This window comes from Asanoa siamensis (genome assembly GCF_016862555.1).
In the GTDB taxonomy this organism is placed as follows: domain Bacteria; phylum Actinomycetota; class Actinomycetes; order Mycobacteriales; family Micromonosporaceae; genus Asanoa; species Asanoa siamensis.
Genome location: NZ_BONE01000060.1, coordinates 1 through 17,117, shown reverse-complemented (window position 1 = coordinate 17,117; position 17,117 = coordinate 1). Strand labels below are relative to the sequence as shown.

Here is a 17,117-nt window from a genome sequence, read left to right as displayed (position 1 = left end):
AACGGACGCGGCCGTCACAGCGCAGCCCCGGATCGTCATGGCTCTATCCAGGCGGTCTGGACCAATTGCTGCCCGTCCTGGCGGCGGACAAGCGTGCCGCGGCCCGGCGGTTGCGGGCTCGGCTTGAGGCTGCCGACCAGCGCGCCCTCCTCGGGCTTGCCGGACATGAGGAAAACGGGTGTGTCCAGCTCGCGCATCCGCTGGATGACCTGCTCGTAAAGGGCTCGCGCCGCGCCGCCGACCCGGCGGGTCAGGATCAGGTGCAGGCCCACGTCGCTGGCCTGGGGCAACAGTTCCAGCAATGGTGACAGTGGATTGTTGCCCGTCGTGGCGACCAGGTCGTAGTCGTCGACGATCACGAACAGCTCTGGGCCGTGCCACCAACTGCGGCTGCGTAGCTGGTCAGGCGTGATGTCGGGGCCCGGCAAGCGTTGCTTCATCGAGTCGCGCAGGAAGCCGACCATCTCGCCGACCACAGTGGCCGACGGCGCGTAGCCGAGCAGGTGGTCGCCGGAGACCGCGTCGAGCAGGCCTCGGCGGTAGTCGATGATGACCAGCCGTGCCTCCTGCGGCGTATAGCGATCCACAATGGAGCGCGCGATCAACCGCAGCAGGTTGGTCTTGCCCGACTCGACGTCGCCGAAGACCAGCAGGTGCGGGTCGACCGAGAAGTCGAGGCGCACCGGCGCCAGGTGGGAGTCGTTGAGGCCGATGGCGACACCCGGCGCGTCGGTGCCTGCCAGCTTGACCAGCTCGTCGGCCGGTAGTCGGCGCGGCAGCAGGCGGACCTTGGGTGCCGGCGGGTGCACCCAGGACTCCGCGACGGCCGCCACCATCGCGGCCGTGCCGTCGACCAGCGTGTCGGGGTCGCCCATCCCGTCGGCTCGCGGCAGCGCGCTCAGATAGTGCAACTTGTCGCGCGTGAGGCCGCGGCCCGGCGCGCCGCTCGGCACGTTGACCGCGGCGCGGCGGTCGATCTCGGACTCGGTCGGGTCGCCCAGCCGCAGCTCGAGCCGCGTGCCGAACAGGTCGCGGGCGTTCATCCGCAGCTCGGCCCAGCGGTTGACGGTGACCACCACGTGGATGCCGTAGCCGAGGCCGCGCGCCGCGAGCCGGGTGATCCGCGTTTCCAGCTCTTCGAAGTCTTCCCGTAGCGTGCCCCAGCCGTCGACGACCAGGAACAGGTCGCCGAACGGATCTTCGGGGAACCGGCCGGTCGCCCGCATCCGGCGGTAGGCGCCGATCGACTCGATGCCGCGCTCGGTGAACCGCTGCTCGCGCTCGTCGAGCAGGGCCGTGGCCTCGCCGACCGACCGGCGCACCGCCTCGACGTCGCGCCGGCCGGCCACCCCGGACATGTGCGGAAGCCCGGACAGCCCGCGCAGGGTGCCGCCGCCGAAGTCGAGGCACATGAACGCCACCTCGCGCGGCGTGTGCGTCAACGCCAGCGACGAGATCAGCGTGCGCAGCAACGTGCTCTTGCCGGACCGCGGCCCGCCGACGATCACGGTGTTGCCGGCCGCGGCGGACAGGTCGACGACCATCGGGTCGCGGCGCTGGTCGTAGGGCCGGTCGACGACGCCGACGGGCACCGCGAGCCGGGCGGCACCCGGCCAGCCCGCCGCCTGCAGGCCCCGGTCGGGGTCGCGCTGGAGCTGGGGCAGCAGCGCGTCGAGCGGCACCGGCTGGTCGAGCGGCGGCAGCCAGACCTGGTGGGCCGGCGGCCCCTGGCCCCGCAGCCGGCCGGTGACCACGTCGAGCATCGTCACCTGGCGCGCCGCCTCGGGCCCCGCGGGCGCCGCCGGGACGGGTTCGGCCGGCACCGGGGGCGCCTTGGGCAGTGGGACGTGGGCCATCGTGTAGGGCACGACCTGACCGCGTACCCGCGCCTGGGCCGCCGACCCGGTGGCGTTGGCCTGCCGATAAGGCCCGGAGACGTACGCGCCGCGGAACCGCAGCATCGTCTGCGTGTCGATCTTGAGATAGCCGTGCCCCGGCGCGTTGGGCAGCTCGTAGGCGTCGGGCACGCCGAGCACGATGCGGCTCTCGACGGCGGAGAACGTACGCAAGCCGATCCGGTAGGACAGGTGCGTGTCGAGCCCGCGCAGCCGCCCCTCCTCGAGCCGCTGCGACGCCAGCAGCAGGTGGATGCCGAGCGAACGGCCCAGCCGGCCGATCTGCAGGAACAGGTCGATGAAGTCGGGCTTGGCGGCCAGCAGCTCGCTGAACTCGTCGCAGATGATCAGGAGGCTGGGCAGCGGCTGGAGGTTCTCCCCGCCGGCGCGGGCCCGCTCGTATTCGTGCCGGGAGACGTAGTTGCCCGACGAGCGCAACAGCTCCTGCCGCCGCTGCAACTCGCCCGCGATCGCGTCGTGCATGCGGTCGACCAGCGGCAGCTCGTCGGCCAGGTTGGTGATCACGGCGCTGGTGTGCGGCAACGCGTCGAGCGACGCGAAGGTCGCACCGCCCTTGAAGTCGACGAGCACGAAGTTGAGCTCTTCGGACGAGTGGGTGATCGCCAGCGCGGCGACGATCGTGCGCAGCAACTCGCTCTTGCCGGAGCCGGTCGCGCCGATGATCAGGCCGTGCGGGCCCATGCCCTCGAGCGCCGACTCCTTGAGGTCGAGCTCGACCACCGCGCCGTCGGGCCCGAGGCCCAGCGGGATGCGCAGGGTCTCGCGGACCGGGCGCGGACGCCAGTTGCGGCGCGGGTCGACGGCCGCGGCGTCACCGACGCCGACCAGCTCGGGCAGCTCGGGGCTGCGGGACAGCGGCTCCTCGCTGGTGGTCTGGTGGGACAGCCGGAAAGGAGCGAGCTGGCGGGCCAGCGACTCGGCGGCGGACAGCGCCAGCGTGTCGGCCCGGCCCAGCGACGTGCTCCGGTTGCCCTGGTTGACCTCGATCCGGTCGCCGTTGACCGTCAGCGCCAGCAGCCAGCGGCCGGCGTCGCGGGGCACTACGCCGGACAGGTCGAACACCGTGGTGCCGAGCAGACCGGGCCCGGTGAGCTGGGCCGCCGCCGGAGCCTCACCACCGTCGAGGATCACCACCAGGTGCGCCTGGGTCGTCAGCGCCTTGGCCGACGGGTTGAACCGGCCGCGACTGGCGAGCTCCTCGTCGAGCGCGTCCTCCAGCTCGGTCATCGACTCGAAGACCAGCCGGGCCGAACCCGCGCCGTCGACGACGCGGTCGACCTGGGCGTGTGGCAGCCACTTGACCCAGTCCCACTCGGCGACCCGCTCGGGCGCGACGACCAGCGCGATCCGGACGTCTTCGGGCGAGTGGAAGGTGACGAGCTGGCCGATCGCCGCGCGGGTCACCGCCAGCACCTGCGCGCGGTCGCCGCGCAACGACACCCGGCCGAACGCCCGCAGCGACAGCGCGATCGGTAGGTCGGGCACGGCGCGGAAGGTGTTCATGAAGCGGCGCAGGGCGATCGCGGACATCGGCTCGAGGTCTTCGACCGGCTTGGTCTCGGGCGGGGTCACGTCGACGGCGAGCTGCTGCGGGCCGACCGCGATGCGGACCTGGCCGAAGTCCTCGTCGGTCGACCGCCGCTCCCACATGCGCCGCGACGCCGCCAGCGACCAGAGCGCGTCGGGCGCCGGGTGCACCCACATCGCCGCCGCGCGTTGCTGGTCGGACGCCCGGCGTACGCGTTTGCGGATCTGGGCCAGATAGCGCATGTAGTCGCGGCGTTCCGCGTCGAGCTCGGCCTTCTTGTTGCCGCCGTTGCCCATCGTGCCGATCGCCATGCCCAACATGGACACACCGAACAGGCCACCCGCGATCCAGGTGACCGCACCGCCGCCGCGACCCGCGTAGAGGAAGGCCATCGCACCGACGCCGCAGACCATCGGCAGCACCATGAGCAGCTGGCCGATGCCGCGGGGCAGCTGCTCGGGCAGCTCCGGCGGCGACTCGACCAGCAACTCGCCGCGCGGCATGGCCGGACCCGGCCGGCGCGGTGGCCGACGGAACAGGACGGTGCTCACGCCTCTCCTCCCCAGGGCGGCGCTGGCGGCCCGGGTGGACACCGGGCCGGGGCCATCGTATGTACTCTGCCGGAAGCGGTGGCGCCCGCGATACGCCCGGGCGCGGCCTGTGGACGAGGAGGACATCGTGGCGGGCGCCCCGACGGCCGGATCGAGCCGCGTGACGATCGTGGCTCCGAAGACCCGCGTCGACCTCGCGCTACCGTCCGATGTGCCGCTCGGTGACGTGTTGCCGACGCTGCTGCGGTTCGCCGGTGATCGCCTGGCCGACGAGCCCGACGGCCGGTACGGCTGGTCGCTGGCCCGGTTGGCCGGCCCGGCGCTCGACATCGCCCAGTCGCCGGCCCAGTTGGAGATCCGCGACGGCGAGTTGCTCTACCTGCGCCCGCGCGGCGGCGAACAGCCCGAGCCCGTCTTCGACGACGTGGTCGACGCGATCGCCACCGCCACCCGGATGCGACCCGGTCGCTGGTCGGCCAGCAGCACCAAGGTCTTCGGCCTCGGCCTGGGCGCGGCCGCGCTGGTCGGCGGTGCCGTCGCCCTCGCGCTGACCGGCCCGCCCCGCGGCGTCGCGCCGGCCATCGCCCTCGTACTCGCGCTGCTCCTGCTCGCGACCTCGGCCGTCGCGGCGCGCGGCTTCGGCGATCACCGCAACGGCTTGCTGCTCGCCCTGGTGTCCATGGTGTACGCCGCCGTCGGCGGACTGACCCTGTTCGCGGGTGACCGCGGACTCGGCGCCCTGGCGGCCCCTGACCTGCTGGTCTGCGCGGCCGCCGTGGTCTTCGTGTCAGCCGTCGCGGGCAGTGCCGCCGTCGCCGCGTACGGCCAGGTCTTCCTCGCCGCCACCGCCGCGGCCTTCGGGCTGGGCGTGGCCGCCGCCATCTGCATGATCTTCGGTGCCACACCGGCCGGGGCCGCCTCGATCGTCCTCGCGCTCGCCCTGGTGGTGGTGCCGGCGATGCCGATGATGTCCTACCGGCTGGCCGGGCTGCCCGTGCCGACCGTGCCGTCCGGCACCGACGACCTGCGCAGCGACACCGAGACCGTCGACGGCGCGCGGGTGCTGCGGCTCGCCGAGCGCGCCGACGACCTGCTCGCCGGCATGCTCGGGGCGGTCGGCCTGATCGCGGCCGGATCCGCGATCGCGCTGGTCACGACCGGAGGGACGGCCGGGTACGCGCTCTGCGCGGCGCTCGGCCTGCTGCTGTTCATGCGGGCGCGCTGGTTCATCTCGATCGCGCAACGGCTGCCGTTGCTCGGCGCCGGGGTGATCGCCATCGCCGCGCTCGCGGTCGCCGGCTTCGTCGACGCGAGCATGGTCGGCCGGCTCGCCCTGATCGTCGTGGGGCTCCTGGTGGTCGCCGCGATCAGCGTCGGCGCGGCCCTCGGCGCCGGACGCCGCCAGTCGCCGCTGCTCGGCCGTACCGTCGACATCCTGGAGATCCTGCTGATTCTCGGCATCCTGCCGCTGGTGGTCTGGGCCAGCGGCCTCTACGGCTGGATCCGGGCCATCCGGGAGAGCTAGAGGCGGCCGGGCGGGCCGAACATCTGCTGCTCGATGTCGGTCGCGGAGACCCAGGCGACCCTGACCTGGCCGTCGCTGAGCAGCGCGACCGTGTCGTCGGGCAGAGTCTCCACTTCGGACGCCGCGTCGGGGTCGACGCCCAGCCGGGCCGCCACGTAGACCGCCTGCTGTGCCCACATCCGTTGCACCAGCGCGGCATCGGCCACGGAGAGCGCGTCGGCCGCGGTGTCGGTGAGCTGCGCGGAGATCGTCAACGTGGCCTGCCAGGCCTCGTCGGGGCGCAGATCGAAAACCCGCTGACCTTCGACATCGTGTACGTGCAGCACGGGCTCGCCGAACCGGCCGGCGACCGTGGGACGGCCACCGGTGACGACGCGTACGCGATCGGGGTCGCCGACCGCGACCTCGCCGAGGCCGTGCCAGCGCCGCTCGTCGGAGGTGCGGACGAAGACCCGCGCACCGAGTGCCAGCGCGCGGAAGACGGCGACCCGGGCCAGCCACAGGCCGCCGATCAGGGCGATCCGCGTCGGCTGCGGCCGGAACAGGCGCAGCAGCACGGCGTCACCGTCAGCACCCCGGCCGAGCAGCAGGCCCGTGTGCTCGGCGCGCAGACCGATCGCGCCGGCCGACGCGGGTGGGAGCGGGTGGCCGATCACCATGCGCCACCGCCCGTCGGGGCGCTGGCGTAGGCGGCCGGGCCCTGCAACCCGTCGAGCCGGCGTAGTCGCAGGCCGAGTTGGCTCGCCCGGCCCGACAGCGTGCGGGCCAGGTCGGGTAGCTGCGGTGCCGGGGCCGACATCCGCACCACCGTGCGCGCCAGCACCGGGCCGCGGTCGTCGTCGCGGCCGGGCCTGGGGCGCAGGTCGACCGAGAGCACCACCTGGGCGGCGGGTGCGCGCAGCAGCGCGGACAGCGGCGCCTCCCGCGGCGGCAGACCCTGCACCTCGAATGCCAGGTGGTGCAGGCCGGCGGCGTAGAACGTGGTCCAGTCCTCGGCGGGCGGCTCCTGCTCGTCGACGCCGGCGCAGAGCCGCACGGCCGCCGCGAGCTGCTGCGGGCCGAGGATCTCCGTGGCGACGCCGACGCTGTTCAGCGCCTTGCTCACCCGGCCGACGGCGGCGGCGACCGCGCGGTGCACGCCGTCGACACCACCGCCTCGGCGGTGCGCGGCGACAGCGCCGTCGGCCACGTCGAGCCGCACCGCGACCCAGTCGCGCTGGTCGATCGGGGCCGGGCCGGCGGGCAGCAGATCCGCGGCGAGCTGCTGGTAGGAGGCGACGCTGGGCACCTGGCTGGGCAGCAGGTGGTGCGGCGCGGGCGCGGCCCAACTGACCACCTGGATGCCGCTGACCGGCAGGGTCACGTCGTCGAGCAACTCGGCGAGGCGGTCGACCGGGACAGGGACGCCGCGGGCGCCGTTGACACCGCGCGGGGGTGCGATCGCGACGGCCGCGTACCAGCCGCCCGCGTCGCAGCCGATGCCGACACTGGTGCCGCGATCGTCGTACCCGTTGATCGAATGTTCCTGGAGCGCGCGACCGGCTCCCCGCCTGCGCCGCCAGCGGCGACGGGTGCGCAGCGAGGCGGTCCACCATCGACCGTCGCGGCGCGCGTAGCCGAGACCGACCGCCAGCAGCGCGAGCACCACGGCCACGGCCAGGACGACGAGGGATCCGCTGAACGCGGCGAGGGCGATGGCGACGATGGCGATCTCGGCGACAACCAGTCGCCACACAGCCGTGCGCATCGCGTCCTCCTCCCCAGGGGCGGGGACAGCGTACGACGAGTCACCTATCGTAGGGTGGCCGCGAGCCTGGGGAGGGTCGTCGATGCGCAGCCGGCAGGAACAGGTGCAGGCGCACCGGTTCATCACCCGGCGCATCGTGTCGGGCCTGCTCAGCGGCGAGCCCGAGACCACCGAGCTGCCCATGCGGCGGTTCGGGCTCGCGATGTTCGGCAGTGTCATGGTGGCCGCCATCGTGTTCGCGATCATCGGCGTGATCGGGCTGGTCAACCCCGGCGGCGGCCGGCCGGCGACCGGTGAGCTGATCATCATGCGGGAGACCGGCGCACGGTACGTGCTGGTCGACGAGACGCTGCACCCCGTACTCAACTGGAGTTCCGCCCTGCTCTTCGCGGGCAACGACAAACCGGCCATCCGGCAGATGTCGCGCGACTCGCTCGGTGCGTACGCGGTGGGTGAGCCGATCGGCATCCCGGGCGCGCCGGACCCACCGCCCGATCGTGGCGCGCTGCTCGGCCTGCCGTGGAGCGTGTGCGGCGCGCCGCCGCAGGGTGCCGGCGGGCCGACGACGATGGTGTTCGTGGGTCGCGAGCCGGCCGGCGGCACGTCGCTCGGGCCTGACACGGCACTGCTGGTCAGCACGCCGGCCGACACGAGCGGGCCCGCGGCGACCTATGTGGTCTTCGGTGATCGCCGGTTCCGGGTGGTCGACGAGATCACGCTGACCGCGCTCGAGTTGGCGGCGGTCGACCCGGTGCCGGTCGGCAAGGCGTTGCTCAACGGCATCACCGGCGGGCCTGACCTGCGGCAGCCGGTGATCGACGGTGCGGGGCAGGCCAGCCCGCGGCGGGTCGGCGGGGCGCGGGGTGACATCGGCCAGGTCTACCGGGCGGGGCAGCAGCGCTACGTGCTGACGCGCGAGGGCCTGGTGACGATCGGCGACGTGTCGGCGAAGCTGCTGCTGGCCGACGATCCGCAGGAGACCGTGATCTCGGCCGCTGAGGCGGCGGCGGTGCTGGTCCGGGACGCGTCGGTGGAGCCGGCCGGTTTCCCGCGGACGTTGCCGGCGATCGCGCCCGGGCAGGCGGCGCCACCGCTGTTGTGCGCGGTGCAGACCGGTGGGGTCGCGCCCGCGGTCCACCGCTATGCCGCGGTGCCGGCGGGTCTGCCGGGCGGTGCCGGCTCCGCCGCTGGTCAGGGCGCTGACGGCGTGGCCACCGCCGACCGGGTGATCGTCGCGAGCGGCAAGGGCGCGCTGGTCCGGGTCGAGCCGGCGCCGGGCGTACGCGTCGACACGACGACGTATCTGATCACCGATCAGGGCCTCAAGTTCCCGTTGCGGAACGACGGTCAGGTCAACGCGGCGACGGCGCTCGGTTATGGCGGTGTCGATCCGTTGCCGGTCCCGTCGGCGCTGCTGGCGCTGGTACCGAACGGTCCGGTGCTGGATCCGGCGGCGGCGCAGCGGTTCGTCCGGCCGACGGGTTGACGGGTCGAAAAGTGTCGTTGCCTAGCGCTAGTCTCGACTGTGGAGCGTGAGGTTCTTAATCGGCTCGGCGACCCCGGCGAGCGGGGCCACCCGGATAGAGACTGGACATCTGATCGATGGGGAACGAACAGACCAAGGTCGACATTCTCTCACTGGAAGACTTCCGTCGAGCGCTCGACGCGCGCCTGACCGAGGCCGAGACGCTGCTGCGGACCGTCAACGGCACCGCCGCCGCCCGGCCGCCGCTGGGCGGGTTCGCCGACGCCAAGCGGATCACCGACACGCATGACACGCGGCAGGACGCGCAGGTGGCCCGGGTCCGGCGCCTGATCGACGCGATCCGCGCGGCACGGTCGGCCACCGACACGATCATCAGCAACTACCGCACGACCGAGGCGCGCAACGCGGCCAACTCGGCCGACATCGCCGACGTGCTCGGCGGGGTGCAGCGGGCTCTGGGGGGTTCGAGCAATGGCTGACTACGCGGGGATGAGTCACCGGGAGCTCTACGACCAGTTGTTCGCGGGCGTCCCGTGCCAGGTCGAGAACACGATCGCGGCGTGGAAGTCCGCCGAGCAGCAGGCCGACACCCTGGCCGGCGCGATCGACCGCGACCTGTCCCGGGTGCTGGCGGGCTGGGAAGGCGCGGCCGGCACCGAGTTCCGCGACCGGGTCGGCACGATCGCCACCTACTCGCGCCAGTTGTCGGGCAACTTCCTGGCGACCCACAGCGGCCTGAGCCAGATGAGCACGGCCCTGGCCGACGCGCAGGCCAAGGCCGAGACGCCCGAGGAGCACGACGACAACGACAAGCTGTGGAGCGGGGTCGTCAGCGGTGCGGGCAAGGGCTCGGTCGCGGGGCCGGTGGGCACGGTCGGTGGCGCGCTGATCGGCGGCATCATGGGCCACAACCAGGACGAGGAAGAGAAGGAACGCGCCCGGGAGCGGATGGCGGCGCTGGTCGCCGGCGTGGCCGCCCAATACGAGGTAGCCGACCAGGCTGACTGGCGGCCGTTCCCGGCGCCGCCGTCCGGGCTGCCGGAGGGTGACCCCCATCGGGCGTCGACGCCGGCCGGCGGGCCGCGGGTCGGGGCGCCGGCGCTCGATCCGGGCACCGGTCCGGGTGGGTCCGGCCAGACCGGGGGCATCCACAACCCGGCGCACGTGGCCGCCGACCCTGGCCTGGCCGGTGGGCCGGGGACGCCGGGCGCGGCGACCGTCGACACCGGCACGCAGGTCGGCTCGCAGCTCACCGGCAGTGGCGAAGGGGCTTTGGCGGCCGGCGCGGTGACGGTCGGCGCGCTGACGCAACTGGGCGGCATGCCCAACGCGACCTCGGTCACCGGCACCGGTCTGACGTCGAGCACCTTGCCGCCGGGCGGGGTGCTGGGCCAGGTCACCAACGGCACGCCGGGCGGCGGCCCGACCACCGCGGCGTCCGCGACGGGCAAGGGCGCCAACACGGTCAAGCCGTCCCCGGCCTCGGGGCAGGCGGCGACGGGTCCGCGGGGTGCGGGTGGCCGCGGCGTCGGGGTGAGCGGGTCGCAGTCGGCGGCCGGGCGACCGGGCGGTGGCGCCCAGGGCGCGACCGGCCCGGAGGGTCGGGGCAACAGCACGTCGGCGGCGGGTCGGGCGGCGCAGGCGGCGGCCGGGGCGCGGGGCACCCAGCCGCACGAGGACGAGACCGACGAGCACACCACCTGGCTGACCGAAGACGACCTGGTCTGGCGCGACTCCGACGACGTCCCACCGCCGGTGCTGGGCACCGCCTGACCGATGGGCCGCGGTTTGTCGGTGCGGCGGGGCAAGATGGGGGCGTGCAGTTGCCCGTCATGCCGCCGGTGCAGCCGATGTTGGCCCGGTCGGTGACCGAAATCCCCGACGATCGGTTCTACGAGCCCAAGTGGGACGGGTTCCGGTCGATCGTGTTCCGCGACGGTGACGAGGTCGAGGTGGGCAGCCGCAACGAGCGGCCGATGACCCGCTACTTCCCCGAGATCGTCGCGGCCGTGCGGGAGAGCCTGCCGCCGCGGTGCGTGGTCGACGGCGAGATCGTCATCGCGAGCACCGACACGCGCGGGCTCGACTTCGGGGCCCTGCAGTTGCGGCTGCATCCGGCCGCCAGTCGGGTGCGGCTGCTGGCCGAGCAGACGCCGGCCAGCTTCATCGCGTTCGACCTGCTCGCGCTCGGCGACGACGACTACACCGGTCGGCCGTTCCACGAGCTGCGGGCGGCGCTCGAGCAGGCGCTGCGGGGCGCGCGGCCGCCGGTGCACCTGACGCCGATCACCACCGACCGGGAGGTGGCGCGCCGGTGGTTCGACCTGTTCGAGGGCGCCGGGCTGGACGGGCTGATCGCCAAGAGCGGCGAGGAGACCTACCAGCCCAACAAGCGGGTCATGGCGAAGATCAAGCATGAGCGCACCGCGGACTGCGTGGTCGCGGGCTACCGGGTGCACAAGACCGAACCCGAGGCGATCGGGTCGCTGTTGCTCGGGCTCTACGACGACCCGGCCAACCCGATGCTGCCGGCGGCCTACCGCGAATACGGCGGCGGCTCCAACCTGAGCTCCGTCGGGGTGATCGGCGCGTTCCCGATGGCCCGGCGCAAGGAACTGTTCGCCGAGTTGCAGCCGCTGGTCACCGACTTCGCACACCATCCGTGGAACTGGGCGGCCGCGTTCGAGGGCACGACCAGCGAGACGCGGCGCGAGGCGAGCCGGTGGAACCCGGAGAAGGATCTGTCGTTCGTGCCGCTGCGGCCGGAGCGGGTGGTCGAGGTCCGCTACGACCACCTCGAGGGCCACCGGTTCCGGCACACGGCCCAGTTCGTCCGATGGCGACCCGACCGGGAGCCGGAATCCTGCGGCTACGACCAATTGGACCAACCGGTACGCTTCGACGTCGCCGACGTCCTCGCGGGCCGGATCGCACCGGAATAGCCCCGCTTCCGCGTGACGACAGCCCGGGAGCACCCTGGGTAGTGGTGGAGTTTTCCCGACCCTGAGCGGTGGGCCAGGACATTCCCCCCACGTACGTCGGGGCTCGATCCAAGGGGTCGACCCGGGCGCTTCCCGATGTCCGTGAAACGGCCTGGCCGGAAGCCTTAAGGGCATGCAGAAGACCACCGCCGCCCGGGTTTTCGGAACCGTCTCCATGGTTGGACTGGTCACCGCTGTCGTGGCCACGGTGATCGGACACATCGGACTTGGTCCCGGCTACGACCCTCTCAAGTTGACGATCAGTGACTACGCCCTGTCCAACCGCGGGGTGACGATCGAGATCGCGATGGTCGCGCTCGCGCTCGGTGCTCCCGCACTGCTGGCCGGTCTGCGCGCCGTCGGCGTCGCGGTCCGCGGCCTGCCGGTCTGGCTCATGTCGATCTGGTCGGTGGGGCTGCTCGTCGCCGCGATCGTCCCGACCGACCCGCCGGGGATCCCGGTCATGTCGACCGCCGCCCTGGTCCACCGATACGCGTCGGTGGCCGCGTTCGTCGTCCTGCCCATCGCCGCCACGGTGATCGCCGCCCGGTTCGCCGGACTCGGCCTGCGGATGGCCGCCGCCGTCCGGTGGCTCTGCGTCTCCTGCGCCGTCGGTGTCGGGCTGCTCTGGTACGTCGCCTTCCCCGGCGAGCGGGTGATGATGGGCCTGGTCGAGCGGTCGCTGGTCGTGGTCGAGATCGCGATCATCGCGGTCCTCTCGATCGGGGTCTTCCGCGCGGCACGCCCGGCCCGGACCGCGGCCTCCCTGGCCACGGCGGTCAGCCCGACCGCCGCAGCCACTGCGGTCCGCCCCACTGCGGCCACCGCGGCCAGCCCCACCGCCGCGGCCACCGCGGCCAGCCCCACCGCCGCCACCGCGGTCAGCCCGACGGACACCCCGATCAGCGCTCGTGACCTGGTCGGGGCGGTTAGCGGGCCCGGTCACCGGGGTAACCCGGTCGCATGACCGACGACCGTGCCAAGTCCCGAGCCGAGCACCCGCTCCCCGAAGAGGAAGTGGTGGGCAGCGACGACTTCCAGGAACAGTCGGAAGCGATCCTGCTCGAATCGGACATCCGGGAGGAAGAACCCGAGGCCACCGAGCAATCGGTCCTCCAGCACGAGGACCCGGAGAAGATCGAACGCCGTACCTCTGAAGAAGCAGCCGAATAGCAGGAAGATCCCGGCGGAGCCCGCCGGGATCTTTCACGTGCGGGGTCAGACGGCGGTCGACCGCAGATAGGCGTGCGCCCGCGGGAAGTCCCGCAGCCGATCGGCCATGACGTCGAACGTCAGCCCGACCGTGTGCAGCGGCACTCCCCGGCTGGCCAGCACCGTGCACAGCCAGCTCACGAACTCGCCGAACAGCGTCACGTCGTCGACGTAGACGGCCGCGGCCAGCGAGTCGACGATGTACCCCAGATCGGCGACGGTCGCGTCGATCTGTGCCGGCGAGTAGCGGGACAGGTCGAGTCGCTCGAGCACCAGGTCGATCAACTCGACCCGGGCCGCGACCAGGCCCGCGTACTCCGCATCGCCCAGCGGCGCCGGCTCCTCGACGCCGGCCAGCACGGGCGCGGCCAGCAACGACGACGCGGCCCGGGCGTCGGCCGCGAACGGCACCCCGAGCGTCCGCGCCCACCGCCCGTCGGTCCCGAACCCGCGGCCACCGACGAGCACCGGGACGTCGGTGCGCCGGCAGGCCTCGATCGCCCGGTACGCGAACGGCAGCCGCATCGGCAACGCGCACGCCAGCAGCACCGCCCGCGGATCCTGCCGGTGCAGGTAGGAGACGAGGTGCGGTGACGGCACGCTCGCGCCGAGGAACGTGACGTCCCACCCGTCGAGCCGCAGCACCTCCGCGACGAGTCGGGCGGGCAACGCGTGCCACTCGCCGTCCATGCAGGCGACCACGATCCGATCGCGGTGCGGCCGCGGCCGGACAGTGGTGGCCACCGCCGCCACCACCCGCTCGCTGACGTGCGTCGCCGCGTGTTCCTGCGCGACGCTCCACTCGTTGCGCTGCCAGAATTCGCCGACCTGCGCCTGGGCGGGCGCGACCAGACCGAGCAGCACGTCCTCGGCCGGCACGCCACCCTCGATCAGGGCGAGCGCCAGGTCGATCGCGCCGTGCTCGTCGGCGGCGTCGAGACAGCGGAGATAGTCGGGGTACGCCTCGCGCACCGTCGGCGACAGCACCGCGGTCACTACGCCGACCGCCGATCCGGCACGGCGTGCAGATGCCGCGCGGGCGACCCCGGCGCCACGGCCCGCACCGCGAACACCGCGATGTCGTCGTGGTTGCGGCCGCCCAGCCAGTCGCCGATCACCTGCTCGACCCGCTCGGCCAGCGCCGGCGCCGGCATCCGCTGGCAACCGGCCAGCGCGTCGACGAGCCTGTGCGCACCGAACTGCTCGCCGCGCACACCACCCCGCGCCTCGGTGACGCCGTCACTGAACAGCAGGCAGGTCTCCCCGGGCGCGAGTTGCAGGGTGACCGACGCGATCCGCGGATCGGGCACCACGCCGATCAACATGCCGCGCAGGTCGACGGTCTCCACGGTCCCGTCGCCGCGCAGCACCACCGGCGGCAGGTGGCCCCCACTGGCCAGGGTCAGGGACAACCCGCCACCCGGGCCGGGGTACGCGCGCCCGAGCACCATCGTGGCGAACCGCCCGTGCCCGTGCGCCCGCGTGGTCTCCAGCACCGAGTGGTTGAGCAGCGTGAGCAGCCGCGCCGGCTCGGCCTCGATGCGGCGCAACGCCTGCAGCCCCTGCCGGATCTGCCCGGTGAAGACCGCCGCGTCGACACCCTTGCCGGACACGTCGCCGAGATAGAACAGCGCCCCGCCGTCCGACAGCTCGTGCGCGCCGTAGAAGTCACCGCCGATCCGCAACGAACTCTGCGCGGGCCGGTACGCGGCGCCCCACTGCACGCCGCCCACCTCGGGCGGCTCGGTCGGGGAGAGGCTGGCCTGCAGCGTATCGGCCACCTCGGCCTGGTCGCGGTAGAGCACGGCGGCGTCGAGCGCCGCACCGGCCCGGGCCGCGAACCCGCGCAGCATCTCCATGTCGTGGTCGTCGAGGTCGTGGGAGCGCACGACCAGCAGGGCTCCGGTCGCGGACGCGCTGCCGGGCAGGGTCACCACCCGCACGGCCACCCGGGCCGGGTCGCGGTCGCCCAGCCAGCCCGCCTCGGCGAGCTGGTCGGCGAGCCAGTCGGCCGCGGACGGCTCGGCGCCGCGCATCGCCTCGTCGAGCGCGGGCGGCAGCTCGTCGGCGGGTTGCACGCCGCCGTCGACGATCGGGGGCGCCTCGCCCTCGCCGGCGGTAGCCCGCCACCACCGGGCCCGGCCACGCCGCGGCGCGAGCACGACGACGGCGACCTCACCCAGCGTGGGCACGGCGAGCCGGACCGCCGCCCGGGCCGCCCGGTCCTCGTGCAGCGGGTTGCCCAGCTTCTGACTCGCGGTCGCGAGGAACCGGGCGCGCCCACGCTCGGCGAGCAGGGCATCAGAGCGCGCGACGGCATCGGTGACGTCCTCGACGTACCAGGCGATGCTCGTGGTGCCGGCGACCGTGAGCTCGACGCGGCGGCACCGCACGCGGCGCTCGCCGAGGGTCAGCTCGCCGGGAGCGAGTGGGCCTTCGCCGCAGCCGGCAAGGGTCCGGCCGACGACCAGCCCCGGCATCAGCCGCGCGGCGGGCCGGCTGAACTCGCGAATCACGCCGGCGGGATCGGTGACGACGACACCTTCACGAAAGCCGTCGACGAGCGCGTCGGCGGTCGGCAGAATCGCGGAGGCCCGCCGAGCGGCCGACGGCGTGCCCGCGGACCAGTCGGGCGCCGCCGCGGCTGGCACCGGGCGACCCCCCGACTCGGATCCCGCTACGTCGGCGGTGTTCACGTCGGTCCGCAACTCCCTGATCGGTCAGCCTTCGGAAACCCACCCTACGCTTACGTTTGTCATGCGGCATGCGTCGCCAACTGACGTGATCACCCGTTCGACCGTACGCCCCCATGCCACCAGGCGGTCTCGTCATGGTTGCCCTACAGTGGACCAGTCAGAAACGGCACGGAGGTGGCAACGGTGAGTCGGCTGGTCCCGGACCAGACCCCGCTCGTGGTCGAAGTCACGGACGGCACACACGCGGTAGTCACCATCCGCGGCGACCTCGACTTCCCCTGCGCCGACGCCCTCCGCCTGGCCCTCACGGCGGCCTTGGACCGCGGCCCGACCACGCTGACGATCGACGTGGAACGCCTGACCTTCATCGACAGCACGGGCTTAGCAATCCTGATCCACGGCTGGCGCCGCGGCCAGGACGCGAACATCCCGGTCACACTGCGCAGCGTGCCGCCGTTCCTACGCTCAATCCTCGACATCACCGGCGTGGGCGAGTTGCTTTCTCGTCCCGCCACCCAGCCGGCGGCCGACGCGGCCACCGCTTGATTCCGTAGGTCACTCGGCGTCCTTCACCGCCTGTTCTTGGCGAAGATCAAGATCTGGATCGGTTCCCGGGTCCGTGGTGGGCACGACCGTTGCTCCCGCCGGACACCGGGCCGGGCCCAAGGGGGCCCGTCCCTGCCAGGCCCGCGGCGGGAGACGTTAACGAAGAGTCGCGAACCTCAGGGCAACCGCAAGATCCACGTCCAACGCACGACACATGCTCCTCAGCACTCCGACGCCCTAAGCGACCTTAGAAAGGCCCGAGGCAGCGCGACGCCCGGTGGGCGCGGAGCGTGGCGGCCCGGCGCGGAGCGGCGCGGAGCGGCGCGGAACAGCCCGGCGCGGAGGGATGCTGACCGTGGCGGCCCGGCGCGGGAGAGCACGGCGCGGGGCGGGACGGTGTGGCGCGGGGCGGCGTGGCGCAGCACGGGACGCGGCCCAGCGCGGGACAGCGCGGCGCGGCCCGGGACAGCACGGCGCGGCCCGGGACAGCGCGGCGTGGCGCGGGGTGGCGTGGCGCGGCGCGGGGCGGCGCGGGGCAGAACGGCGCGGGGCGGCGCGGCGCGGGGCGCGTGGCCCGGGGCGCGTGGCGCGGCGCGGGGCGGTGTGGCGTGGGGCGGCGTGGCGCGGAGCGGGACGGTGTGGCGCGTGGCGGCGTGGCGCGGCGTGGCGCGGCGCGTGGCGGCATGGCGCGGCGCGCGGCGCGTGGCGGCGCGGGCGGCGCGTGGCGGCGCGGGCGGCGCGGGCGGCGCGTGGCGGCGCGGGCGGCGCGTGGCGACGCGGGGCGACGCGGGGCGACGCGGGGCGACGCGGGGCGACGCGGGGCGACGCGGGGCGACGCAGGGCGACGCGGCGCGGGGCGGCGCGGGGCGGCGCGGGGCGGCGCGGGGCGGCGCGGGGCGGCGCGGGGCGGCGCGGGGCGGCGCGGGGCG

General features: G+C 73.8%; 13 protein-coding genes. 8 read left to right on the top strand and 5 right to left on the bottom strand.

The annotated features are described in order from the left end of the window. Positions 1 to 35: 35 nt before the first annotated feature. Positions 36 to 3,995 (bottom strand): type VII secretion protein EccCa, encoded by a 3,960-nt coding sequence (eccCa, locus tag Asi02nite_RS29495; protein WP_203717262.1) that lies wholly within the window; start codon positions 3,993 to 3,995, stop codon positions 36 to 38. A gap of 109 nt (positions 3,996 to 4,104) precedes the next feature. On the opposite strand from eccCa, the gene eccD reads away from it, so the two are divergent. After that, positions 4,105 to 5,520 carry a type VII secretion integral membrane protein EccD gene (gene eccD / locus Asi02nite_RS29490; RefSeq protein ID WP_203717261.1) on the top strand — a complete coding sequence of 472 codons (1,416 nt, stop codon included), beginning with the start codon at positions 4,105 to 4,107 and terminating at the stop codon, positions 5,518 to 5,520. Here eccD and Asi02nite_RS29485 read toward each other — a convergent pair. Beyond that, the gene (locus Asi02nite_RS29485; protein ID WP_203717260.1) at positions 5,517 to 6,179 is read right to left on the bottom strand and encodes a hypothetical protein; all 663 of its coding nucleotides are present in this window, start codon (positions 6,177 to 6,179) and stop codon (positions 5,517 to 5,519) included. The genes eccD and Asi02nite_RS29485 overlap by 4 nt on opposite strands. Further along, on the bottom strand, positions 6,173 to 7,267 hold the full coding sequence (gene eccE, locus Asi02nite_RS29480; protein ID WP_203717259.1) for a type VII secretion protein EccE: 1,095 nt from the start codon (positions 7,265 to 7,267) through the stop codon (positions 6,173 to 6,175). The genes Asi02nite_RS29485 and eccE overlap by 7 nt, the downstream gene beginning before the upstream one ends. A gap of 82 nt (positions 7,268 to 7,349) precedes the next feature. Between eccE and eccB the strand changes: the two genes are divergently transcribed. The 6 genes from eccB (at position 7,350) to Asi02nite_RS29450 (ending at position 12,907) form a co-directional block, all read left to right on the top strand. Continuing rightward, positions 7,350 to 8,753, top strand: coding sequence for a type VII secretion protein EccB (gene eccB / locus Asi02nite_RS29475; RefSeq protein ID WP_203717258.1), 1,404 nt, complete (start codon positions 7,350 to 7,352; stop codon positions 8,751 to 8,753). A 116-nt stretch (positions 8,754 to 8,869) separates the two neighbouring features. Continuing rightward, a complete protein-coding gene (locus Asi02nite_RS29470) occupies positions 8,870 to 9,232 on the top strand; it encodes a hypothetical protein (RefSeq protein WP_203717257.1) in 363 nt (120 codons plus the stop codon). Next, complete coding sequence (locus Asi02nite_RS29465) at positions 9,225 to 10,526, top strand: hypothetical protein (protein WP_203717256.1); 1,302 nt, start codon at positions 9,225 to 9,227, stop codon at positions 10,524 to 10,526. Before Asi02nite_RS29470 ends, Asi02nite_RS29465 begins: the two co-directional genes overlap by 8 nt. A gap of 44 nt (positions 10,527 to 10,570) precedes the next feature. Then, entirely contained in the window at positions 10,571 to 11,695 is a 1,125-nt protein-coding gene (locus Asi02nite_RS29460; RefSeq protein ID WP_203717255.1) for an ATP-dependent DNA ligase, read from the top strand. A 172-nt stretch (positions 11,696 to 11,867) separates the two neighbouring features. Next, a complete protein-coding gene (locus Asi02nite_RS29455) occupies positions 11,868 to 12,701 on the top strand; it encodes a DUF998 domain-containing protein (RefSeq protein ID WP_203717254.1) in 834 nt (277 codons plus the stop codon). After that, positions 12,698 to 12,907 (top strand): hypothetical protein, encoded by a 210-nt coding sequence (locus Asi02nite_RS29450; protein WP_203717253.1) that lies wholly within the window; start codon positions 12,698 to 12,700, stop codon positions 12,905 to 12,907. Before Asi02nite_RS29455 ends, Asi02nite_RS29450 begins: the two co-directional genes overlap by 4 nt. Positions 12,908 to 12,952: 45 nt before the next feature. On the opposite strand, the gene Asi02nite_RS29445 is transcribed toward Asi02nite_RS29450, so the two are convergent. After that, positions 12,953 to 13,942, bottom strand: coding sequence for a cobalamin B12-binding domain-containing protein (locus Asi02nite_RS29445; protein WP_203717252.1), 990 nt, complete (start codon positions 13,940 to 13,942; stop codon positions 12,953 to 12,955). Further along, a complete protein-coding gene (locus Asi02nite_RS29440; protein WP_239127218.1) occupies positions 13,942 to 15,597 on the bottom strand; it encodes a PP2C family protein-serine/threonine phosphatase in 1,656 nt (551 codons plus the stop codon). Before Asi02nite_RS29440 ends, Asi02nite_RS29445 begins: the two co-directional genes overlap by 1 nt. Positions 15,598 to 15,825: 228 nt before the next feature. Between Asi02nite_RS29440 and Asi02nite_RS29435 the strand changes: the two genes are divergently transcribed. After that, positions 15,826 to 16,188, top strand: a complete 363-nt coding sequence (locus tag Asi02nite_RS29435) for an STAS domain-containing protein (protein ID WP_203717251.1) — start codon at positions 15,826 to 15,828, stop codon at positions 16,186 to 16,188. Positions 16,189 to 17,117: the final 929 nt, after the last annotated feature.

Excerpts from the sequence above, each read along its gene's own strand:
- Asi02nite_RS29450 (WP_203717253.1), top strand. The coding sequence starts at position 12,698 with ATGACCGACGACCGTGCCAAGTCCCGAGCCGAGCACCCGCTCCCCGAA.
- eccB (WP_203717258.1), top strand. The coding sequence starts at position 7,350 with ATGCGCAGCCGGCAGGAACAGGTGCAGGCGCACCGGTTCATCACCCGG.
- eccE (WP_203717259.1), bottom strand. The coding sequence starts at position 7,267 with ATGCGCACGGCTGTGTGGCGACTGGTTGTCGCCGAGATCGCCATCGTC.
- Asi02nite_RS29485 (WP_203717260.1), bottom strand. The coding sequence starts at position 6,179 with ATGGTGATCGGCCACCCGCTCCCACCCGCGTCGGCCGGCGCGATCGGT.
- Asi02nite_RS29465 (WP_203717256.1), top strand. The coding sequence starts at position 9,225 with ATGGCTGACTACGCGGGGATGAGTCACCGGGAGCTCTACGACCAGTTG.
- Asi02nite_RS29455 (WP_203717254.1), top strand. The coding sequence starts at position 11,868 with ATGCAGAAGACCACCGCCGCCCGGGTTTTCGGAACCGTCTCCATGGTT.
- Asi02nite_RS29470 (WP_203717257.1), top strand. The coding sequence starts at position 8,870 with ATGGGGAACGAACAGACCAAGGTCGACATTCTCTCACTGGAAGACTTC.